The 20,049-nt window shown below is 62.8% G+C and carries 32 protein-coding genes; 1 reads left to right on the top strand and 31 read right to left on the bottom strand.

Annotation, left to right across the window (positions count from 1 at the left end; all coding sequences use genetic code 11):
• Window positions 1-61: 61 nt before the first annotated feature.
• Entirely contained in the window at window positions 62-979 is a 918-nt protein-coding gene (locus MESS4_RS17350) for a LysR family transcriptional regulator (RefSeq protein WP_081609768.1), read from the bottom strand.
• A 75-nt stretch (window positions 980-1,054) separates the two neighbouring features.
• Here MESS4_RS17350 and MESS4_RS31230 point away from each other — a divergent pair, with 75 nt between their 5' ends.
• Window positions 1,055-1,465 carry a cupin domain-containing protein gene (locus MESS4_RS31230; RefSeq protein ID WP_006333407.1) on the top strand — a complete coding sequence of 137 codons (411 nt, stop codon included), beginning with the start codon at window positions 1,055-1,057 and terminating at the stop codon, window positions 1,463-1,465.
• Between the two features lie 123 nt (window positions 1,466-1,588).
• Here MESS4_RS31230 and MESS4_RS34580 read toward each other — a convergent pair whose 3' ends face one another.
• From MESS4_RS34580 to rpsJ, 30 genes are all read right to left on the bottom strand, one after another.
• Window positions 1,589-2,182 carry a DUF930 domain-containing protein gene (locus MESS4_RS34580; protein WP_006333405.1) on the bottom strand — a complete coding sequence of 198 codons (594 nt, stop codon included), beginning with the start codon at window positions 2,180-2,182 and terminating at the stop codon, window positions 1,589-1,591.
• A 2-nt stretch (window positions 2,183-2,184) separates the two neighbouring features.
• Window positions 2,185-3,495 (bottom strand): replication-associated recombination protein A, encoded by a 1,311-nt coding sequence (locus tag MESS4_RS17335; protein ID WP_006333403.1) that lies wholly within the window; start codon window positions 3,493-3,495, stop codon window positions 2,185-2,187.
• Window positions 3,496-3,606: 111 nt separating this feature from the next.
• On the bottom strand, window positions 3,607-5,094 hold the full coding sequence (locus MESS4_RS17330) for a DegQ family serine endoprotease (protein ID WP_006333402.1): 1,488 nt from the start codon (window positions 5,092-5,094) through the stop codon (window positions 3,607-3,609).
• 197 nt (window positions 5,095-5,291) lie between these two features.
• A complete protein-coding gene (rplQ, locus tag MESS4_RS17325; protein WP_006333401.1) occupies window positions 5,292-5,723 on the bottom strand; it encodes a 50S ribosomal protein L17 in 432 nt (143 codons plus the stop codon).
• A 96-nt stretch (window positions 5,724-5,819) separates the two neighbouring features.
• On the bottom strand, window positions 5,820-6,830 hold the full coding sequence (locus MESS4_RS17320) for a DNA-directed RNA polymerase subunit alpha (RefSeq protein ID WP_006333400.1): 1,011 nt from the start codon (window positions 6,828-6,830) through the stop codon (window positions 5,820-5,822).
• Window positions 6,831-6,929: 99 nt separating this feature from the next.
• Entirely contained in the window at window positions 6,930-7,319 is a 390-nt protein-coding gene (rpsK, locus tag MESS4_RS17315; RefSeq protein ID WP_006205444.1) for a 30S ribosomal protein S11, read from the bottom strand.
• A gap of 135 nt (window positions 7,320-7,454) precedes the next feature.
• On the bottom strand, window positions 7,455-7,823 hold the full coding sequence (gene rpsM, locus MESS4_RS17310) for a 30S ribosomal protein S13 (RefSeq protein WP_006205445.1): 369 nt from the start codon (window positions 7,821-7,823) through the stop codon (window positions 7,455-7,457).
• Between the two features lie 201 nt (window positions 7,824-8,024).
• A complete protein-coding gene (locus MESS4_RS17305; protein WP_006333399.1) occupies window positions 8,025-8,624 on the bottom strand; it encodes an adenylate kinase in 600 nt (199 codons plus the stop codon).
• Window positions 8,621-9,961, bottom strand: coding sequence for a preprotein translocase subunit SecY (gene secY / locus MESS4_RS17300; RefSeq protein ID WP_006333398.1), 1,341 nt, complete (start codon window positions 9,959-9,961; stop codon window positions 8,621-8,623). The genes MESS4_RS17305 and secY overlap by 4 nt, the downstream gene beginning before the upstream one ends.
• A gap of 194 nt (window positions 9,962-10,155) precedes the next feature.
• Entirely contained in the window at window positions 10,156-10,629 is a 474-nt protein-coding gene (rplO, locus tag MESS4_RS17295) for a 50S ribosomal protein L15 (protein WP_006333397.1), read from the bottom strand.
• A 22-nt stretch (window positions 10,630-10,651) separates the two neighbouring features.
• On the bottom strand, window positions 10,652-10,849 hold the full coding sequence (gene rpmD / locus MESS4_RS17290) for a 50S ribosomal protein L30 (RefSeq protein WP_006333396.1): 198 nt from the start codon (window positions 10,847-10,849) through the stop codon (window positions 10,652-10,654).
• A 25-nt stretch (window positions 10,850-10,874) separates the two neighbouring features.
• A complete protein-coding gene (gene rpsE / locus MESS4_RS17285; protein WP_006333394.1) occupies window positions 10,875-11,438 on the bottom strand; it encodes a 30S ribosomal protein S5 in 564 nt (187 codons plus the stop codon).
• A gap of 78 nt (window positions 11,439-11,516) precedes the next feature.
• Window positions 11,517-11,876, bottom strand: coding sequence for a 50S ribosomal protein L18 (gene rplR / locus MESS4_RS17280; RefSeq protein ID WP_006333393.1), 360 nt, complete (start codon window positions 11,874-11,876; stop codon window positions 11,517-11,519).
• Window positions 11,877-12,069: 193 nt separating this feature from the next.
• Entirely contained in the window at window positions 12,070-12,603 is a 534-nt protein-coding gene (gene rplF, locus MESS4_RS17275) for a 50S ribosomal protein L6 (protein WP_006333392.1), read from the bottom strand.
• 91 nt (window positions 12,604-12,694) lie between these two features.
• Window positions 12,695-13,093, bottom strand: coding sequence for a 30S ribosomal protein S8 (gene rpsH / locus MESS4_RS17270; protein WP_006205453.1), 399 nt, complete (start codon window positions 13,091-13,093; stop codon window positions 12,695-12,697).
• 12 nt (window positions 13,094-13,105) lie between these two features.
• A complete protein-coding gene (gene rpsN, locus MESS4_RS17265; RefSeq protein WP_006333390.1) occupies window positions 13,106-13,411 on the bottom strand; it encodes a 30S ribosomal protein S14 in 306 nt (101 codons plus the stop codon).
• Between the two features lie 27 nt (window positions 13,412-13,438).
• Entirely contained in the window at window positions 13,439-14,017 is a 579-nt protein-coding gene (gene rplE / locus MESS4_RS17260) for a 50S ribosomal protein L5 (protein WP_006333388.1), read from the bottom strand.
• Window positions 14,010-14,324: a 50S ribosomal protein L24 gene (gene rplX, locus MESS4_RS17255; RefSeq protein WP_006205456.1), complete on the bottom strand. Its 315-nt coding sequence runs from the start codon at window positions 14,322-14,324 to the stop codon at window positions 14,010-14,012. The genes rplE and rplX overlap by 8 nt, the downstream gene beginning before the upstream one ends.
• Before the next feature lie 12 nt (window positions 14,325-14,336).
• Window positions 14,337-14,705 (bottom strand): 50S ribosomal protein L14, encoded by a 369-nt coding sequence (rplN, locus tag MESS4_RS17250; protein WP_006205457.1) that lies wholly within the window; start codon window positions 14,703-14,705, stop codon window positions 14,337-14,339.
• Window positions 14,706-14,777: 72 nt separating this feature from the next.
• Window positions 14,778-15,017 carry a 30S ribosomal protein S17 gene (gene rpsQ / locus MESS4_RS17245; RefSeq protein ID WP_006333386.1) on the bottom strand — a complete coding sequence of 80 codons (240 nt, stop codon included), beginning with the start codon at window positions 15,015-15,017 and terminating at the stop codon, window positions 14,778-14,780.
• Between the two features lie 11 nt (window positions 15,018-15,028).
• Window positions 15,029-15,229, bottom strand: coding sequence for a 50S ribosomal protein L29 (gene rpmC, locus MESS4_RS17240; RefSeq protein ID WP_006205459.1), 201 nt, complete (start codon window positions 15,227-15,229; stop codon window positions 15,029-15,031).
• A 13-nt stretch (window positions 15,230-15,242) separates the two neighbouring features.
• Complete coding sequence (rplP, locus tag MESS4_RS17235; protein ID WP_006333384.1) at window positions 15,243-15,656, bottom strand: 50S ribosomal protein L16; 414 nt, start codon at window positions 15,654-15,656, stop codon at window positions 15,243-15,245.
• Window positions 15,657-15,683: 27 nt separating this feature from the next.
• Window positions 15,684-16,406 carry a 30S ribosomal protein S3 gene (gene rpsC / locus MESS4_RS17230; protein WP_006333382.1) on the bottom strand — a complete coding sequence of 241 codons (723 nt, stop codon included), beginning with the start codon at window positions 16,404-16,406 and terminating at the stop codon, window positions 15,684-15,686.
• Window positions 16,406-16,795, bottom strand: coding sequence for a 50S ribosomal protein L22 (rplV, locus tag MESS4_RS17225; protein WP_006205462.1), 390 nt, complete (start codon window positions 16,793-16,795; stop codon window positions 16,406-16,408). The genes rpsC and rplV overlap by 1 nt, the downstream gene beginning before the upstream one ends.
• A 2-nt stretch (window positions 16,796-16,797) precedes the next feature.
• A complete protein-coding gene (gene rpsS / locus MESS4_RS17220; protein ID WP_006205463.1) occupies window positions 16,798-17,076 on the bottom strand; it encodes a 30S ribosomal protein S19 in 279 nt (92 codons plus the stop codon).
• Window positions 17,077-17,092: 16 nt separating this feature from the next.
• Window positions 17,093-17,926: a 50S ribosomal protein L2 gene (gene rplB, locus MESS4_RS17215; RefSeq protein ID WP_006333381.1), complete on the bottom strand. Its 834-nt coding sequence runs from the start codon at window positions 17,924-17,926 to the stop codon at window positions 17,093-17,095.
• A gap of 22 nt (window positions 17,927-17,948) precedes the next feature.
• The gene (locus MESS4_RS17210; RefSeq protein ID WP_006333379.1) at window positions 17,949-18,242 is read right to left on the bottom strand and encodes a 50S ribosomal protein L23; all 294 of its coding nucleotides are present in this window, start codon (window positions 18,240-18,242) and stop codon (window positions 17,949-17,951) included.
• Entirely contained in the window at window positions 18,239-18,859 is a 621-nt protein-coding gene (gene rplD / locus MESS4_RS17205) for a 50S ribosomal protein L4 (protein WP_006333366.1), read from the bottom strand. Before rplD ends, MESS4_RS17210 begins: the two co-directional genes overlap by 4 nt.
• Window positions 18,859-19,572 (bottom strand): 50S ribosomal protein L3, encoded by a 714-nt coding sequence (rplC, locus tag MESS4_RS17200; protein WP_006333364.1) that lies wholly within the window; start codon window positions 19,570-19,572, stop codon window positions 18,859-18,861. Before rplC ends, rplD begins: the two co-directional genes overlap by 1 nt.
• Window positions 19,573-19,678: 106 nt before the next feature.
• The gene (gene rpsJ, locus MESS4_RS17195; RefSeq protein ID WP_006205468.1) at window positions 19,679-19,987 is read right to left on the bottom strand and encodes a 30S ribosomal protein S10; all 309 of its coding nucleotides are present in this window, start codon (window positions 19,985-19,987) and stop codon (window positions 19,679-19,681) included.
• Between the last annotated feature and the right edge of the window lie 62 nt (window positions 19,988-20,049).

Below are 20,049 nucleotides of genomic sequence, written 5' to 3'. Positions count from 1 at the left end.
TATGCTTCCCGACAACGCCCTTCACGCCAGTTTGAGTGGCCCGGCTTTGTCGGGATCATCGTCATCCCATCAGGATCGGGCGCACCACGTCCAGCTTTTCGATGATGAAGTCGAAGAAGGCGCGGATGCGCGGCGTTTGCCGAAGCTCCGGATGCGTCAGCAGATACCAGCCCCTGGCCAGTTCCGGCACGGGCGGCAGGATTCGCACAAGGTCCTCTTCCATGTCGGCGATCGTCGTAGGCAGCGGGGCAATACCTATGCCCGATTTGACGGCGTGCAGCACACCGAGCACGCTGTTGTTGCGCGCGACGATATTGGCGCCCGGCGCCACGGCTGCCAGCCACTTTGCCGCCCGATGGTTGGTCAGCATGCCATCGAAGCCGACGACCGCGTGACGGCCGATATCCTCGACGCGTTGCGGCGCCCCGTGTCGCTGGACATAGGCGCGGGTGCAATAGACGGCCCAGATGGAGTCGGCGATCTTGCGGCCGACCAGGTTTTCGTCGTCAGGCTCGCCGGATCTCAGCGCGACGTCGGCTTCGCCCTTGGCGAGATCGAGATAGCGGTCGCTCATCACGAATTCGATCCGCAATTCCGGATAGCGCTGATGGAACATGTCGAGCAGCGGCGAAGCGATAAGGCGCGAGACGAGCGGCTCCGGGACCGTCAGCCGGATGGTTCCCGCCAGGTCGCTGCGATAGGAGAGGATGGTGCGTTCAAGCGCCGTAACAGTCGTCTCGACGGCCTCCGCCGCCGGCAGCAGCGCCTCGCCGAACTCGGTCAGGCGGTAGCCGGACGGATGCCGCAGCATCAGCGGGCCGCCGACGCGCCGCTCGAGCTCGGCAATGCGCCGGTGCACCGTCGACTGATTGACGCCAAGCACCCTCGAAGCGGCAAGCGTGCTGCCGTGGCGCGCGACGGCCAGAAAATAGCGAAGGTCGCTCCAGTCGAACATGACACCAGTTATGCATCCGTGCATGAGCGTTCCGCAACCTTGCTGCTGCCGCGCGTTGGGTTCCTCGCCTAGATTCGCCCGGCAGAAAGGAGAACGGCAATGCACAAGACCATGGATGTTGGTTCGGCGATCTCCGGCCTCACGGTCGGCCTTACGACTTCAGTGCGGGAAACCGGCGCTGCCAAGCTGAAAGTGCTGCACCGGGAGCCAACACAAGCACTGCCCACGGCGCGCCAGCAGGAAATACGGGTGCTGCATGCGACGCTCGATCCAGGCGACCGAACGCCCTATCATTCGCACCGCTTTCCGGTGACGGTCTATATGCTCGAAGGGACATTCACGCTTGAATTGGACGGCCGCGAACCGGTGACGGTGAAGGCCGGCGAGGTCTTTGTGGAGCCGCCGCTGGTCAAGATGACCGGTCGCAACCTCGATGCGAAGCAGCCGGCTCGCATGGTCCTGTTCTATGTCAGCGACCCCGACACGCCGTTCGCCGACCCGGCTGAATAAGGCCGGTGCGCAATCTCGCTTCAAGGCAATTCAGCGCGACGCCGGCGGGCCGAGCTCGTCCCATTTCTCCTTGGGCACGGGATCGCCGACCAGGAAGGCGAAGCCGGTGACGCTTTCGCCATACTACGCCAGCTCGCAGGTGAATTTCAGCGCATACCAGTTCCTGCGGCTGCGGAAGGCCACTCCGTTGGCGGTGATGGAGGTTCCGGAGATCTTCTCCTCGGACGTCCCGTAAGGCACCACCCGTTCCGGCTGGAAATCGGCCCGCCATTTGCGGATCTGGTCCATCGCTTCGAGATTGCAGAGCTGCACCATGCGCTCGTCGGAGGCGAATGTCGCAAGTTCGGCGCGCGCCTGCCTGCTGCGTGGATCGGCGAGCGTCCTTGCCGACAGCATTTCCGTCGGACGGATCATGGCAGGAGGCGCTACCGCTGATGATGGCGCCTCGTGCGCAGGCGCCGCGGCCACAGGAGAAGGAACCGGCGCGACAGGAGCTGCCGGCGCGGGCTTCGCACCTCCTGGCGCCTGGAGTTGTTCCGGCGTCAGTATTTCGACCGAAACCGGTTCCTCCCGCAGCCGTTTCGGGCGCTTCGGGACCGGCATCAGCGCCAGCATGGCAGCGAGCATCATGTGCAGGACGACGGAAGCCGAAATGCCCCAAGGCAAGTCTTCGCCCCAGGGCGCAAGGACGGGCGCAAGGACGGCCGCGCGCGCCAAGCCTACTTTTCCCGCTCGCTTCTCAGCTTCGCCCAATAGTCGAGGCGCTTCCGGATATCGCGCTCGAAGCCGCGCTCGGGCGGATCGTAGAAGGTGTGCCGGCCCATCTTTTCCGGGAAATAATCCTGGCCGGAAAAAGCATCGGGCTCGTCATGGTCATAGCGATACCCCGCGCCGTAGTCCTCCTCCTTCATCAGCTTGGTCGGCGCGTTGAGGATGTGCTTGGGTGGCAGCAGCGAGCCGAATTCCTTGGCGGCGCCGGTGGCGGCCTTGAAGGCCGTGTAGACGGCGTTGGATTTGGGAGCGGTGGCAAGGTAGACGGTGGCTTCGGCGAAGGCAAGCTCGCCCTCCGGCGAGCCCAGATAGTCATAGGCATCCTTGGCGGCGTTGGCGATGACCAGGGCCTGCGGGTCGGCAAGCCCGATATCCTCCATCGCCATGCGCACCAGCCGGCGGCCGAGATAGAGCGGATCCTCGCCGGCATCGAACATGCGGGCGAGATAATAGAGCGCGGCGTCCGGGTCGGAACCGCGCACCGATTTGTGCAGCGCCGAGATCAGATTGTAGTGGCCGTCCTGGCCCTTGTCGTAGATCGGCGCGCGGCGCTGGACGATGCGCTGCAGGCCATCGGCGCCGAACACCTCCCCTGACTTGGCCGCCCGCCAGACTTCCTCCGCCAGCGTCAGCGATGCACGGCCGTCGCCATCGCTCATGCGGATGAGCATCGCCCGCGCCTCGTCGTCGAGCGGCAGCACCCTGCCCTCGGTCTCCTCCGCCCGCGTCAAGAGTTTCGCGATGCTGTCCTCACCGAGCGAATGAAAGACCAGCACGCGGGCGCGCGACAACAGCGCGGCATTCAACTCGAAGGACGGGTTCTCGGTGGTGGCCCCGACCAGCACGACGGTGCCGTCTTCCATGACGGGCAGGAAACTGTCCTGCTGGGCGCGGTTGAAACGATGGATCTCGTCGACGAAGAGCAATGTCTGACGGCCATTGGAGCGGCGCAGCTTCGCCGCCTCGAACACTTTCTTCAGGTCGGCGACGCCGGAAAACACCGCCGATATCTGCTCGAAGGCAAGGCTGGTCTCGCCGGCAAGCAGCCGCGCGACCGTCGTCTTGCCCGTGCCGGGCGGCCCCCAGAAGATCATCGAGCCAAGCGAACCGGAACCGATCAGCCGCGTCAGCGCACCGTCAGGGCCGGTCAGATGCTCCTGGCCGACAACCTCTCCGAGGTTCTTCGGACGCAAGCGGTCGGCCAGCGGCCGGCCGGGCGGCGCCTTCTCGGGTTCATCGACGCGGAACAGATCGGCCATGCACTTCTTTTGGTTTTGGTTGGAGCGCGATCCTCTTTTACAGCGCCACGCGTCCCTTTGGGACAAGCAAAGGACGCTGCAGCACTTCTGATCATGCGCCGAGGATCGAGCTCAGTAACGCAACACCTGGCGCATTATCTGCCCGCCGCGCTCCACGGTAAAGCGCCACCAACGCGTATCCTGCTGGGCTACTTGCGCCAGCGTCGCGGCGGTATCGATGGTCGTGCCATTGACCTCGCGAACGATATCGCCCGGCTGGAAGCCGAAATCGGCCGCGGGTGAATCGCGGTTGATGTCGACCACGGTGACGCCCTTGACGTCCGTGCGAACGCCGAGCCGCTGGGCAAGCCGAGGGGACAGTTCCGCAACCTTGGCGCCGGAAAACGGGCTGCGGCCGCGCAGTGTCATTTCCGAGGATTTTGCACCTTCCGGCGCGCGCGCCAGCGCGATGTCCATCGTCGACTGCTGCCCCTTGCTCAGGACGGCGAAACTGGCATTGGTGCCAATCGACAGCGTCGCCATCCGATAGTCCAAAGCCTCAATGCTCTCGACCGGCTTGCCATTCAGCGACAGCACAACGTCGCCTGGCTTGAGCCCGGCCTTGGCGGCAGGCCCGGCCTCTTCAACCGTCGAAACAAGCGCGCCGGTCGGCTTTTCCATGCCGAGCGATTCGGCGATCTGCGGCGTCACACGCTCGAATTCGGCGCCGACATAGGGCCGCTCGAAGAAGCTGAGCCCGGCCTTGGCGGCGTCGGCGAAAGCGCGAACCATGTTGGAGGGGATGGCAAAGCCAATGCCGATCGAGCCGCCGCTGCGGCTGTAGATCGCCGTGTTGATGCCGACCAGTTGACCACCCATGTTGATCAGCGCGCCGCCGGAATTGCCGGGGTTGATCGCGGCGTCGGTCTGGATGAAGAAGCCGGAATCGGAAACGCCGATATGGCTGCGGGCGAGTGCGGAAACGATGCCGCTGGTGGTGGTCTGACCAACACCGAAGGGATTGCCGATGGCCAGCAACAGGTCGCCGACCTCAAGCGCGTCGGAATCGCCGATGGCGATCACCGGAAACGGCTTGTCGGAGGAAATCTTGAGCACGGCGAGATCGAGCGTCTCGTCCTTGAGCAGCACCTTTGAATCGAATTCACGCCCGTCCGCGGTCGCGACCTTGACCTGGTCGGCGTCCTTGACGACGTGGAAATTGGTGACCACCACGCCCGCCGGATCGACCAGCACGCCGGAGCCGAGCGAGGACTGCGCGCGCGGCTGCGAACGGCCGAAGAATTCCTCGAAGAACGGATCGCCGTCGAAGGGCGAGGTCACCTTGGCGGTCTGCGAGGCATAGACATTGACCACGGCCGGCGCCGTCTGCTTGACCAGGGGCGCGAAGGACAGTTGCACCTCCTCGCGGCCGAACGGCACCCGCTTGTCGGGACCGGAGGTGGCGTTTTCACCTTCGACGCCGCGCAGCAGGTCGGTCAGCACATCGGACAGGCCGGGGTCGGTCTTGGTCTCCTCGGCCAACGCCTGCCTGACCGCCGGCACGGCTGCGAATGCCAGCATGGCGCAGAACAGAACAAGGGACAGCCGTTTGATGCGCATTCCGAATCCTCCAAGGCGAGTTCGGGCGCATTGTCCCGACGATTGTGCAGAATGAAAGGCTAAGGCGCTGAAATCTGATTATTTTGGGCAATCGGTGACAAAACCGACCGCGGAAGGCAAGCAATTGCTCGTCGGGAGCTTTCGCGACAGAAAAAGGGGCCCGCAGGCCCCTTGAACTCACTCAGGAAAACCGAGGCTTATGCGGCTGCGGCTTCCTCGTCGGTGCCTTCCGCCTCGATACGGGCGCGGTCGCCGGCGCCCTTGGCCGAGGTGTCGCGGTCGACGAACTCGATGACCGCCATCGCGGCGTTGTCGCCGTGGCGGAAGCCCGCCTTCATGATGCGCAGATAGCCGCCGTTGCGGGTGGCGTAGCGCGGCGCGATGGTGTCGAACAGACGCTTGACGACGCCTTCATTGCCGATCTGGGCGATCACCTGGCGGCGCGCGTGCAGGTCGCCGCGCTTGCCGAGCGTCACCAGCTTCTCGACGATCGGACGCAGGTCCTTCGCCTTCGGCAGAGTGGTGACGATCTGCTCGTGCTCGATGAGCGACACGGCAAGATTGGCAAACATCGACTTGCGGTGGCTTATGCTGCGGGCGAACCGGCGGCCTTTAAATCCGTGGCGCATGGCTCTTCTCCTTCATTAAGGGTTCGAGAGGCCTCAGCCTCGGTTTGTAAGCCGCATGATCTTGTCCGAAAAGTCTGCAACTTTTCGGGATCATGCTCAGTACTGATCTTCGTAACGCTTGGCGAGGTCTTCGATGTTTTCCGGCGGCCAGTCCGGCACTTCCATGCCGAGGTGCAGGCCCATCGCCGCCAGCACTTCCTTGATCTCGTTCAGCGACTTGCGGCCGAAATTCGGGGTGCGCAGCATCTCGGCTTCGGTCTTCTGGATCAGGTCGCCGATATAGACGATGTTGTCGTTCTTCAGGCAGTTGGCCGAACGCACCGAAAGCTCGAGCTCGTCGACCTTCTTGAGCAGCGCCGGGTTGAAGGCGAGCTCGGTGACCTGTTCGGCGGCGACTTCCTTCTGCGGCTCGTCGAAATTGACGAACAGGCCGAGCTGGTCCTGCAGGATGCGGGCAGCGAAAGCCACCGCGTCCTCGCCCGAGATCGAACCGTCGGTGTCGATCGTCATGGTCAGCTTGTCATAGTCGAGAACCTGGCCCTCGCGGGTGTTCTCGACCTTGTAGGAGACCTTCTTGACCGGCGAATACAGGCTGTCGACCGGAATCAGGCCGATCGGCGCGTCCTCGGCGCGGTTGCGCTCGGCCGGCACGTAACCCTTGCCGGTGTCGACGGTGAATTCCATGCGGATCTCAGCGCCTTCGTCCAGCGTGCAGATGACGTGGTCGGGATTGAGGATCTCGACATCGCCAACCGTCTGGATGTCGCCAGCGAGAACCGCACCTGGTCCCTGCTTGCGCACGACCATGCGCTTGGGGCCGTCGCCTTCCATGCGGATGGCGATTTCCTTGATGTTCAAGACGATGTCGGTCACGTCCTCGCGCACGCCGGCGATGGACGAGAATTCATGCAGAACACCGTCGATCTGCACGGCGGTCACAGCCGCACCGCGCAGCGAAGACAGAAGCACGCGACGCAGCGCATTGCCGAGCGTGAGGCCAAAGCCCCGCTCCAGCGGCTCGGCGACCAGCGTGGTCAGCGTCTTCTTCTTCGACGAGAACTCGATCTTGTTCGGCTTGATCAGTTCCTGCCAATTTTTCTGGATCATGATGCTTTCCTTCCGTTGCCCCGCCACCATCCAATCGTGGCGGGCGACCTGGAATACCGCGGAGGAACGCTTTTGGCGTTCACGCGGCGTTCGGTAATTTTAGACGCGGCGCTTCTTGCGCGGGCGGCAGCCATTGTGCGGGATCGGCGTCACATCACGGATCGAGGTGATAGTGAAGCCGGCCGCCTGCAGGGCGCGCAGCGCCGATTCACGACCGGAGCCGGGTCCGCAGACCTCGACCTCGAGCATGCGCATGCCGTGTTCCTGGGCCTTCTTGGCGACGTCCTCGGCGGCCATCTGGGCGGCGAACGGGGTCGACTTGCGCGAACCCTTGAAACCCTGGGCACCGGCCGACGACCAGGCAATCGAATTGCCCTGCGCGTCGGTGATGGTGATCATCGTGTTGTTGAAGGTCGAATTGACGTGGGCAACGCCCGACGAGATGTTCTTGCGTTCGCGACGGCGAACACGAGCGGCTTCCTTGGCCATGATGGTCCTTTCAGTTGATCTCTACACCGCCGTAATGCCAGCGGCTCCACCTGGTGAATGGTAAAATGGTGAATGGTAACAACGTCGGCTCTTGGCCTCGTCACCATTCACTATTCACCATTGACCATTCACAAATTACTTCTTCTTGCCGGCGATCGACTTGGCCGGACCCTTGCGGGTGCGTGCATTGGTATGCGTGCGCTGGCCGCGAACCGGCAGCGAGCGACGGTGGCGCAGGCCGCGGTAGCAGCCGAGATCCATCAGCCGCTTGATGTTCATCGACACTTCGCGGCGCAGGTCGCCTTCGACCTGGTAGTCGCGGTCGATCGTCTCGCGGATCTGCAGGACTTCGGCGTCGGTCAGCTGGTTGACGCGGCGCTCGGCCGGGATGCCGACCTTGTCGACGATCTCCTGGGCGAACTTCTTGCCAATGCCGTGAATGTACTGAAGCGCGATGACGACGCGCTTGTTGGTCGGAATGTTGACGCCGGCTATGCGAGCCATGTTCTTCTCTTCTCCATATGGGCCGGGCAATCCGGCGCTATCAAAGTTGCCCCGCGTCCGGTGGAGGCCGGCCCTTGCGGGAGTTTCCAGTTCAAAGCGGGCTGCCTTGCCCTTGCGGACAAGCAAAGCTCATGCCTGATAGGAAGACGGGCCGCCATACCCCAGCGGACCGCTCCAGTCAAGCGCAATCGTCCACTTTCTCTATGCAGCCTCTTGGATGGCCGATTTGAGCACAGTCTCTATCTGTTCGGTGACGGCATCGATGCCGGCCATCCCGTCGACGCCTCTGAGCTTGCCCTTGGCGTAATAGTAGCCGATCAGCGGCGACGTTTTCTTGTAGTATTCCCGCAGGCGTTCTTCGAATACCGCTGGATTGTCGTCCTTGCGCACCGGCAGACCGGCGGCCTTGGTCTCTTCGGCGCGCTTGACGATACGACCAACCAGCGCCTTGTCGTCGACGACAAGTTCGATGACGACGTCGAGAGTGAGGCCGCGATCCCTAAGCATCGATTCAACCGCGTCCGCCTGCACCAGGGTGCGCGGGTAGCCGTCGAGGATGAAGCCCTTGGCGCAATCGGCCTGATCGATGCGCTCGGCCACGATGGCGTTGACGATCGCGTCGGAGACCAGCTCGCCGGCATCCATCACAGCCTTGGCGCGCTTGCCGACTTCGGTGCCGGCCTGGACGGCAGCCCGCAGCATATCGCCCGTCGAGAGTTGGGGTATGCCGTGCTTTTCCACCAGTCTTTGTGCTTGTGTCCCCTTGCCCGCCCCTGGCGGCCCAAGCAATATCAACCTCATCTGGCCTTCTTCCCCCCGCGCAGCTTCGACTTCTTGATCAGGCCCTCATACTGGTGCGCGATCAGGTGACCCTGAATTTGCGCCACCGTATCGAGCGTTACACTGACCACGATCAGGAGCGAAGTGCCACCAAGGTTGAATGGTACGCCAGTCGCTGAAATCAGGAACTCGGGCAGCAGACACACCAGCACCAGATAGACGGCGCCGACGACGGTGATGCGGGTGAGAACGTAGTCGATGTAGTCGGCGGTGCGCTCGCCCGGACGGTAGCCCGGAATGAAGCCCGAATGCTTCTTGAGCTGGTCGGCGGTGTCCTTCGGGTTGAAGACGATCGCCGTGTAGAAGAAGGCGAAGAACACGATCATCGCGGCATAGAAGGCCATATAGAGCGGCTGGCCATTGCCGAGCGCCGCAAGGATGGTGTTGGCCCAGGCGGGCATGTTGGTCGTCTGCGAGAAGCCCGCAACCGTCGCCGGCAGCAACAGCAGCGAGGAGGCGAAGATCGGCGGAATGACGCCGGCCGTGTTGAGCTTGAGCGGCAGGTGCGAGGTGTCGCCCTGGAACATGCGATTGCCGACCTGACGCTTCGGATACTGGATCAGCAGGCGGCGCTGGGCGCGCTCGAAAAACACGATCAGGGCGATGACGACGATGGCGAGAACCATGATCGCCAGGATCAGGCCGGTCGACAGCGCACCGGTGCGGCCAAGCTCCAGCGTGCCGGAGATGGCATGCGGAAGGCCGGCGACAATGCCGGCGAAGATGATCAGCGAAATGCCGTTGCCGATGCCGCGAGCGGTGATCTGCTCGCCGAGCCACATCAGGAACATGGTGCCACCGACCAGTGTGACGACGGTCGAGATGCGGAAGAACATGCCGGGATCGCTGACGATGCCGTTGCCGCCTTCCAGCCCGACGGAAATGCCATAGGCCTGCACCAGCGCCAGCAGCACGGTGCCGTAGCGCGTGTATTGGTTGATGATCTTGCGGCCCTGCTCGCCTTCCTTCTTCAGCGCTTCCAGCGACGGGATGACCGAGGTCATCAGCTGCATGATGATGGAGGCGGAGATGTAGGGCATGATGCCGAGGGCAAAGATCGCCATGCGCTGAACGGCGCCGCCGGCGAACATGTTGAACATGCCAAGCACGCCCTTGCTCTGCGACTGGAAGGCCTGGGCGAAAGCCTCGGGATTGATGCCGGGAAGCGGGATATAGGTGCCGAGGCGGTAGACGAGCAACGCGCCGATGGTGAACCAGATGCGTTTCTTCAGATCCTCCGCCTTGGCGAAGGCCGAAAAATTCAGATTCGAGGCTAGTTGTTCAGCAGCCGAAGCCATGCCTGATTCTCCGCTTGGTCACGCTCAATGGCCCGCAGGACAGGCGGTGTGCGTGTCACCGAAGCTCACGAGATAAGCTCCGGACTGTGAACATGCAAGCGGCCGCGTTGACGCGGCCGCCATATTGGTCAGATCAAAGCGCAATCGAAAGCAAAAACGGAACCCATCTTTGCCGATCGCGCTTCAAATCGCCGTTACTCGGCGGCTGCCTTTTCCGGCAGCTTCACCGAACCGCCGGCCTTTTCGATCTTCTCGACCGCAGCCTTGGAGGCGCCGGCCACGTCGAAGGCGAGCTTGGCCTTGATGTCACCGTCGGAGAGGATGCGCACGCCGTCCTTGACGCGGCGGATGACGCCGGCCGCGACCAGCGCTTCGGCCGTCACGGTGGCCTTGGCGTCGAGCTTCTTGGCGTCGAGCGCGGCCTGGATGCGGGCCAGCGACACGACGGTGAAGCTCTTGGCGAAGATATTGTTGAAGCCGCGCTTCGGCAGGCGCCGGTAGAGCGGCATCTGGCCGCCCTCGAAGCCGTTGATGGCAACGCCGGAGCGCGCCTTCTGGCCCTTGACGCCGCGACCGGCGGTCTTGCCCGAGCCGGAACCGATGCCGCGGCCGAGACGCTTCTTGGAATGCGTGGCGCCGTCCTTGTCACGCAGATCGTTGAGTTTCATCTTCGTTCTCCTGCGCTTTTGCTCAGCCCTCGTCCACGACGCGGACGAGGTGCTGGACGGCAGCGATCATGCCGCGCACGGAGGGCGTATCCTCCAGCGTGCGCTGCTTGTGCATCTTGTTGAGGCCGAGGCCGACCAGCGTCGCGCGCTGCTCCTTCGGCCGGCGGATCGGCGAACCGATCTGCTCGACGGTGATGGTCTTTACTGCTTTCTTGGCCATGGTCAAAATCCCTGGTCAGATCAGACTATTCTTCAGCCGCAACGGCGGTGCCGCGGCGGGCCTGAAGCGTCGAATACTTGATGCCGCGCGCGGCAGCCACATCCTTGGGATGCATCTGGCTCTTCAGCGCGTCGAAGGTGGCGCGAACCATGTTGTACGGGTTCGACGAGCCCATCGACTTGGCGACCACGTCATGCATGCCGAGCGTCTCGAAAACGGCGCGCATCGGGCCGCCGGCGATGATGCCGGTACCTTGTTTTGCAGCGCGCAGCAGCACGCGTCCGGCACCCCAGCGTCCCTCGACGTCGTGGTGCAGCGTGCGACCCGAGCGCAGCGGCACGAAGATCATGTCGCGCTTGGCCGATTCGGTTGCCTTGCGGATCGCCTCAGGCACTTCGCGCGCCTTGCCGTGACCAAAGCCGACGCGGCCCTTCTGGTCGCCGACGACGACGAGTGCTGCAAAGCCGAAGCGACGGCCGCCCTTGACGACCTTGGCAACGCGGTTGATGTGGACGAGCTTGTCCACCATGCCGTCGTCGCGCTCTTCGCGATCACGGCCGCGGCCGCCATCCCTACGTTCCTGTGCCATATCCTGTTCCTTGTTTTTTTCCGGAAGCACGGTTGATGATGATATCCGGCGCCTCTGTGGGTCACCGGGGGCGAAATTTTAGAAAGTCAGACCGCCCTCGCGAGCGGCCTCGGCCAGCGCCTTGACGCGGCCGTGATAGATGTACGGCCCGCGATCGAAGACGACTTCCGTGACGCCGGCCTTCGAGGCCCGCTCGGCGATCAGCTTGCCGATCGCGGCCGCGGCCGCGGTATCGGCGCCGGTCTTGAGCGAACCCTTGAGGTCCTTTTCCAGCGTCGAGGCGGCAGCGATGGTGTGGCCCTTGGCGTCGTCGATGACTTGCACATAGATGTTCTTCGACGTGCGATGGACGGACAGACGCGGACGCTCGCCCGCGACTTTCTTGATCTGGCGGCGGACGCGCTGAGCGCGGCGCTGGGTGGATTCTTTCGAGCCCATGATGTCAGTTCCTTGCCTTCAAAAAACGGGGGCCGCCATATGCGGTAGGACGAGCCTCCCGCGACCGCTCCCCGCGGCGTTGATTTGCAGTGAATGGTGAATGGAAAAATGGTGAATGGTAGAAACGAAGTGCCACCCGGCCCCTGCTCTAGCCTACTGCCATTTTACCATTCACCATTCACCATTGACGAAACTACTTCTTCTTGCCTTCCTTGCGGACGATCTTCTCGCCCGCATAGCGGACGCCCTTGCCCTTGTAGGGCTCGGGACCACGATACTCGCGGATCTCGGCGGCGACCTGGCCGACCATCTGCTTGTCGATGCCGGTCACGGTGATTTCCGTCGGCTTCGGCACGGTGATCGTGATGCCTTGCGGCGTCTCGTAGACGACGTCATGGCTGAAGCCAAGCGCGAGCTGCAGGTTCTTGCCCTGCATGGCGGCGCGATAGCCGACGCCGGTGATTTCGAGCTTCTTTTCGAAACCGTCCTTGACGCCCAGCAGGATGTTGACGATCTGCGTGCGCGACATCCCCCATTTGGCGCGGGCGGTCTTGGTCTGGTCGCGCGGCTGGACAGCGATCTCGCTGCCTTCCATCTTGACCAGCACTTCGTCGTTCACCACGAACTTCAGCTCGCCCTTGGGGCCCTTCGCCGTCACGGTCTGGCCGTTGACGGTCGCGGTCACGCCCAGCGGCAGCGAAACGGGTTTCTTTCCAATACGAGACATTTGTTGTCCTCGTCACTTCTCTTGTTTCAGGTCTCTGTTTTCGGGCATGACCCCGAAAACCGGATTCCATTTTTCGGGATCACGCTCCAGATCAGAAGATCTGGCAGAGAATTTCGCCGCCGACGTTCTGTTCGCGCGCTTCGTGGTCGGCCATCACGCCCTTCGGTGTCGAAAGGATGGCGATGCCGAGGCCGTTGGCGACGTGCGGGATCGACTTGGCCGAAACGTAAACGCGACGGCCGGGCTTCGAGACACGGGCGATTTCGCGCACAACCGGCGCGCCGTCGAAATACTTCAGCTCGATCTCGATTTCGGACTTGCCGTTGTCGAAGTCAGTCTGGCTGTAGTCGCGGATATAACCTTCAGCCTTCAGCACGTCGAGGACGCGGGTACGCAGGCGCGAGGCCGGCGTCGAAACGCTCGACTTCTTGCGGCCATAGGCGTTGCGGATGCGGGTCAGCATATCGCCGAGAGGATCGCTCAATGACATGTTATGTCCTCCTTACCAGCTCGACTTGACCAGGCCCGGGATCTGGCCGTTATTGCCGAGATCACGAAGCGCGATGCGCGATACTTTGAGCTTGCGATAATAGGCACGCGGACGTCCGGTGACTTCGCAGCGGTTGCGGATGCGGATCTTGGCCGAGTTGCGCGGCATGGCAGCAAGCTTGAGCTGGGCGCGGAAGCGCTCTTCCATCGGCTTGGACTGATCCATGATGATCGCCTTGAGCGCCTTGCGCTTGGGACCGTACTGGTCCGCAAGCTTGCGGCGCCTGTTGTTCTTCTCGACTGAGCTGGTCTTTGCCATTTCAGATTTTTCCTTTTCTCGCTGCCGTTACTGGCGGAAGGGGAAGTTGAAGGCCTTGAGCAATGCCCTGGCTTCGTCGTCCGTCTTCGCAGTCGTACAAACGATGACGTCCATGCCCCAGATCTGATCAACCTTGTCGTAGTTGATCTCCGGGAACACGATGTGTTCCTTGATGCCCATGGCGTAGTTGCCACGGCCATCGAAGCTCTTCGGATTGAGCCCGCGGAAGTCGCGGACGCGCGGCAGCGCGATGTTCACGAGGCGGTCGAGGAACTCGTACATGCGTTCCTTGCGCAGCGTGACCTTGGCGCCGATCGGCATCTTTTCGCGGACCTTGAAGCCGGCGATCGAATTGCGGGCGCGGGTGACGACGGCCTTCTGGCCGGCGATCATCGCCAGGTCTTCGGCCGCGATCGAAGGCTTCTTCGAATCGCCGGTCGCTTCGCCGACGCCCATGTTCAGCACGATCTTGTCGATGCGCGGAACCTGCATCTCGTTCTCGTAGCCGAACTGCTCCTGCAGCGCCTTGCGGATGGTCTCGTTATAGACCTTCTTCAGACGCGGCGTGTTCTGGGCAGTCGCCTGCTTGGTTTGAGCCTTAGCCATTGATGACTTCTCCCGAGCGCTTGGCGACGCGCACCTTCTTGCCGTCCTTCTGGAAGATGAAGCCGACGCGGGTCGGCTTGCCATCCTTGGGGTCGGCCAGCGCGATGTTCGACAGCTGGATCGGCGCTTCCTTGGTGATGATCCCGCCCTCCTGGGACTGGGACTGCTTCTGGTGACGACGAATCATATTGACGCCGCGCACCAGCGCGGTGTCGTCCTTCGGCTGCACCGAGAGGACTTCGCCCGAACGGCCCTTGTCCTTGCCGGCCAGCACGACGACCTTGTCGCCTTTTCTAATCTTTTGCATTGGTCCGGCTCCTTACAGCACTTCAGGCGCGAGCGAGATGATCTTCATGTGGTTCTTGGCGCGCAGCTCGCGCGGAACCGGTCCGAAGATACGGGTGCCGATCGGCTCTTTCTTGTTGTCGACGAGAACGGCCGCGTTCTTGTCGAAACGGATCACGCTGCCGTCCGGGCGGCGGATGTCCTTGGCCGTGCGAACCACGACCGCCTTCATCACATCGCCCTTCTTCACGCGGCCGCGCGGGATGGCTTCCTTGATCGACACCACGATGATGTCGCCCACGGAAGCGTATTTCCGCTTCGAGCCGCCCAGCACCTTGATGCACATGACACGACGGGCGCCGGAATTATCCGCGACGTCGAGGTTTGTTTGCATCTGAATCATGACTGGCCGCCTTCTTCTTTTCTAACGGGACGGGTTCTTCACCCTTCCCCGGTCTGTCCAAAATTCGTTGTTTTACGCCTGGTCCGAGACCACGACGATCCAGCGCTTGTCCTTGGAAATCGGCTTCGATTCCTGGATGAACACCTGATCGCCGACCTTGTGGGCGTTGTTCTCGTCGTGCGCCTTGTACTTCTTGGTCATGCGCACGGTCTTCTTCATCACGGGATGCGTGAAGCGCCGTTCGACCTTGACGACAACCGTCTTCTCGTTCTTGTCGCTGACGACGGTGCCCTGCAGAATGCGCTTTGGCATGGTTTTCGTCCTTAAGCCTTCTTGGCCGCGGATTTTTCCGCGGCGATGGTCTTGATGCGCGCAATGTCCTTGCGGACCTGCCTCACGCGCGCGGTCTTCTCGAGCTGACCGGTGGCCTTCTGGAAGCGCAGGTTGAACTGCTCCTTCTTCAGGCTGGCCAGGTCGTCGGTCAGCTGGTCCTGGGTCTTGGTCCGGATATCTTCGGCTTTCATGATCAGCCCGTCCTTATTCTGCGATGCGCTGTACGAAGCGCGTCCTGACCGAGAGCTTCGCCGCGCCGAGACGCAGCGCCTCACGGGCGGTTTCCTCGTTGACGCCGTCGATCTCGAACATGATGCGGCCGGGCTTGACGCGCGCCGCCCAGTAATCGACCGCGCCCTTGCCCTTGCCCATGCGGACTTCGGTCGGCTTCGACGTCACCGGCACGTCCGGGAAGATACGGATCCACACACGGCCGGCGCGCTTCATCTCGCGGGTGATCGCGCGGCGGGCCGCCTCGATCTCACGCGCGGTGACGCGGTTCGGATCAAGCGCCTTCAGCCCGAAACCGCCGAAATCCAGGTTGGTGCCGCCCTTGGCGGTACCATGGATGCGGCCCTTGAACTGCTTGCGGAACTTTGTGCGCTTTGGCTGCAGCATCGTTCTAACTCCAAATTCTCAAATGTCTTACGCGTTTTCGCGACGGCGACCGCGTTCGCGCTCACCACCACCGCCATGCGCATCGCCTTCGCTCGCGCGGCGCTCCGAAGCCATCGGATCGTGCTCGAGGATCTCGCCCTTGAATACCCAGACCTTGACGCCGCAGATGCCGTAAGCCGTATGCGCCTCGGCCGTGCCGTAGTCGACGTCGGCGCGCAGCGTATGCAGCGGCACCCGGCCTTCGCGGTACCATTCCATGCGCGCGATCTCGGCGCCGCCGAGACGGCCGGCGCAGTTGATGCGGATGCCTTCGGCACCGAGGCGCATCGCCGACTGCACGGCGCGCTTCATGGCGCGACGGAACGCGATACGGCGCTCGAGCTGCTGGGCGATCGACTGAGCGACCAGGGTCGCGTCGATCTCGGGCTTGCGCACTTCGACGATGTTGAGGTGCGTCTCGGACTTCGTCATCTCCATCAGCTTCTTGCGAAGCTTCTCGATGTCGGCGCCCTTCTTGCCGATGATCAGGCCCGGACGCGCCGCATGGATGGTGACGCGGCACTTCTTGTGCGGACGCTCGATCACGACTTTCGAGATCGCAGCCTGCTTGAGTTCCTTCTCAAGATATTTGCGGATCTTGATGTCCTCGTGCAGCAGCTTGCCATACTCGCCGGTGTTGGCGAACCAGCGCGAATCCCAGGTGCGGTTGATGCCGAGACGCAGACCGATCGGATTGACTTTCTGGCCCATTATGCGGCCTCCCCTTTTTCTTCGACTTCACGAACGACGATCGTGAGGTGCGAGAACGGCTTCTCGATACGGCTGGCGCGACCACGGCCACGGGCATGGAACCGCTTCATGACGATCGACTTGCCGACATAGGCTTCCGCCACGATCAGCGCATCGACGTCGAGGTCGTGGTTGTTTTCCGCGTTGGCGATCGCCGATTCCAGCGTCTTCTTGACCGTGCCGGAAATCCGCTTGGCCGAGAATTCGAGGTCGGAAAGCGCTGTCGCGACCTTCTTGCCGCGGATCAGCGCGGCAACCAGATTCAGCTTCTGCGGGCTGATACGGATCGTGCGCAACACGGCGCGCGCTTCGTTGTCAGCAAGCCTGCGCGGAGCTTTGGCCTTGCCCATGATTATTTCCTCTTCGCCTTCTTATCCGCGCCATGACCGTAGTAGGTCCGGGTCGGAGCGAATTCACCGAACTTGTGGCCGACCATGTCCTCGTTCACCGAAACGGGAACATGCTTCTGGCCGTTGTAGACACCGAAGGTGAAGCCGACGAACTGCGGCAGGATGGTGGAGCGACGGCTCCACATCTTGATCACCTCATTGCGACCGCCTTCACGAACCTTGTCCACCTTCTTGAGAAGGTAGCCGTCGATGAAGGGGCCTTTCCAAATAGAACGAGTCACTTGGCGTTACCTCTTCTTAGCTCTTGCGCTGATGGCGCGAGCGCAGGATGAACTTGTCGGTCGCCTTGTTGGACCGCGTCTTCTTGCCCTTGGTCGGCTTGCCCCAGGGCGAAACCGGATGGCGGCCACCCGAGGTGCGGCCTTCGCCGCCGCCATGCGGATGGTCGACCGGGTTCATGGTCACGCCGCGATTGTGCGGGCGTTTGCCGCGCCACACCGTGCGGCCTGCCTTGCCGTCATTGATGTTGCCGTGGTCCGGGTTGGACACGGCACCAACGGTAGCCATGCAGGAGCCGTGCACGACACGCTGCTCGCCCGAGTTCAGGCGCAGGATCGCCATGCCCTGGTCGCGACCGACCAGCTGGCCATAGCCACCGGCCGAACGGGCGACCTGAGCGCCCTTGCCCGGCTTCAGCTCGATGTTGTGGACGATGGTGCCGACCGGCATCGAGGCCAGCGGCATCGCATTGCCCGGCTTCACGTCGACCGCTTCACCGGCCACGATCTTGTCGCCGGGAGCCAGACGCTGCGGGGCGATGATGTAGGACAGCTCGCCATCGTCATACTTGATCAGCGCGATGAAGGCGGTGCGGTTCGGATCGTATTCAATGCGCTCGACCGTGCCGACGACGTCGAACTTGCGGCGCTTGAAGTCGATGATGCGGTAAGAACGCTTGTGACCGCCACCGATGAAGCGGGCCGTGATGCGGCCGTAATTGTTGCGGCCGCCCGACTTGGTCAGGCCTTCGGTCAGGCCCTTGACGGGCTTGCCCTTGTAGAGGCCCGAGCGGTCGACGATGACCAGCTGGCGGGTGCTCGGCGTTACCGGGTTGAATTTTTTAAGTGCCATTGTCCTGTCCTCGCGGCCTTGCTCAGAGACCCGTCGCGACGTCGATCGACTGGCCGTCGGCCAGCGTCACAACCGCCTTCTTGACGTCGCTCTGGCGGCCGATCGTGCCGCGGAAGCGCTTGATCTTGCCCTTGCGGACAAGCGTGTTCACGGCCACCACCTTGACGCCGAACAGCGCTTCGACGGCGGCCTTGATTTCCGGCTTCGACGCCTTCTTGGCGACGTTGAAGACGACCTGGTTCTGCTCGGAAGCCATGGTCGACTTTTCAGTGATCGCCGGCGAGACGATCACGTCGTAGTGACGAAGGTCGGTCATTTGAAGCGCTCCTCGAGAGCCTCGACGGCGGCCTTCGAAAGGACCAGCGTGCCGCGGCGCAGAATGTCGTAGACGTTGATGCCCTGGATGGGCAGCACGTCGATGTTCGGGATGTTCGTCGCCGCCAGCTTGAAATTCTTGTCAAGCTCCGCGCCACCGATCACCAGGGCGTTGGTCAGGCCCAGCGTCGCGAAATTCGCGATCAGCGCCTTGGTCTTGGCCTCGGTCAGCTTCAGCTCGTCGATGATGATGATCGACGCGCTCTTGGCCTTGGCCGAGAGAGCATGCTTGAGGCCGAGCGCGCGAACCTTCTTCGGCAGTTCGTGCTCGTGACTCCGGACGACCGGGCCGTGCGCCTTGCCACCGCCGCGGAACTGCGGAGCGCGTGCCGAATGGTGACGGGCGCGGCCGGTACCCTTCTGCTTGTACATCTTGGCGCCGGTGCGCGCGATCTCGGCGCGGCCCTTGGCCTTGTGCGTGCCCTGCTGCTTCTTGGCGAGTTGCCAGCGCACGACGCGCTGCAGGATGTCCTCGCGCGGATCAAGGCCGAAAATCTCCTCGGAGAGTTCCACCTTGCCGGCGTCCTTGCCGCCCAGCGTTGTGATCTTGAGATCCATTATTCCGCTCCCTCTGTGGCCGGAGCCTCGTTCTTAGCTACGGCGCGGATCGCGGCAGGCTTCGGCGCATTGGCCGGCAGCGCCACCTTGGCCGCGTCGCGGACCAGGATCCAGGCGCCCTTCGATCCAGGAACCGCGCCGCGGATCAGGATCAGGCCGCGATCGGCATCGGTCGACACAATCTCGACATTCTGCGTGGTGACGCGGGTGTCGCCCATGTGGCCGGCCATATGCTTGCCCTTGAACACCTTGCCCGGGTCCTGGCGCTGGCCGGTTGAACCGTGCGTGCGGTGCGAGACCGAGTTGCCGTGCGTGGCGCGGCCGCCACCCATGTGGTGCCGCTTGATGACGCCCTGGAAACCCTTGCCGATCGTCGTGCCCGTCACATCGACCTTCTGGCCGACGACGAAATGCTCGACGGTGATCTCGGCGCCGACATCGATCATGTTGTCGGCGGAGACGCGGAACTCGGCAACCTTGGCCTTCGGCTCGACGGAAGCGGTCGCGAAATGGCCGCGCATCGCCTTCGACGTGTTCTTCACCTTGGCAAGGCCAACGCCGAGCTGAACGGCGGTATAGCCATTCTTCTCCTGCGTGCGCTGCGCCACGACCTGGCAGTTCTCCATCTGGAGAACGGTGACGGGAACATGTTCCCCGGCATCGTTGTAGATGCGGGTCATTCCCACCTTCTTTGCAATCACACCTGAACGCATCGGTTCAATTCCTTTAGAGTTCCCTGTCGGGGCTGTCGCCCCTCCACGCCTCTTGTTCCTTTAGAGTTCCGGGCCGGGGCACCGCCCCTACCGCGCTCTCAATCCCTTAGAGCTTGATCTCGACGTCGACGCCGGCGGCCAGATCGAGTTTCATCAAAGCATCGACCGTCTGCGGGGTCGGGTCGACGATGTCGAGCAGCCGCTTGTGCGTGCGCATCTCGAACTGCTCACGGCTCTTCTTGTCGACGTGCGGCGACCGGTTGACCGTGAATTTTTCGATCCGCGTCGGCAGCGGAATGGGGCCGCGGACGTTGGCGCCGGTGCGCTTGGCCGTCGACACGATTTCCCGCGTCGAGGCGTCAAGCACCCGGTGATCAAACGCCTTCAGGCGGATGCGGATATTCTGACCGTTCATGCGTCAATTCCTTGTTCTGGCGCGGCGCGGGCATCCCGCGCCCGCGACAGATCGGTTTAAGT

The sequence above is a fragment of the Mesorhizobium sp. STM 4661 genome, from assembly GCF_000359125.1.
Taxonomy (GTDB): domain Bacteria; phylum Pseudomonadota; class Alphaproteobacteria; order Rhizobiales; family Rhizobiaceae; genus Mesorhizobium.
The sequence above is the reverse complement of the archived record's forward strand: the minus strand, read 5'-3'. Positions and strand labels throughout refer to the sequence as shown.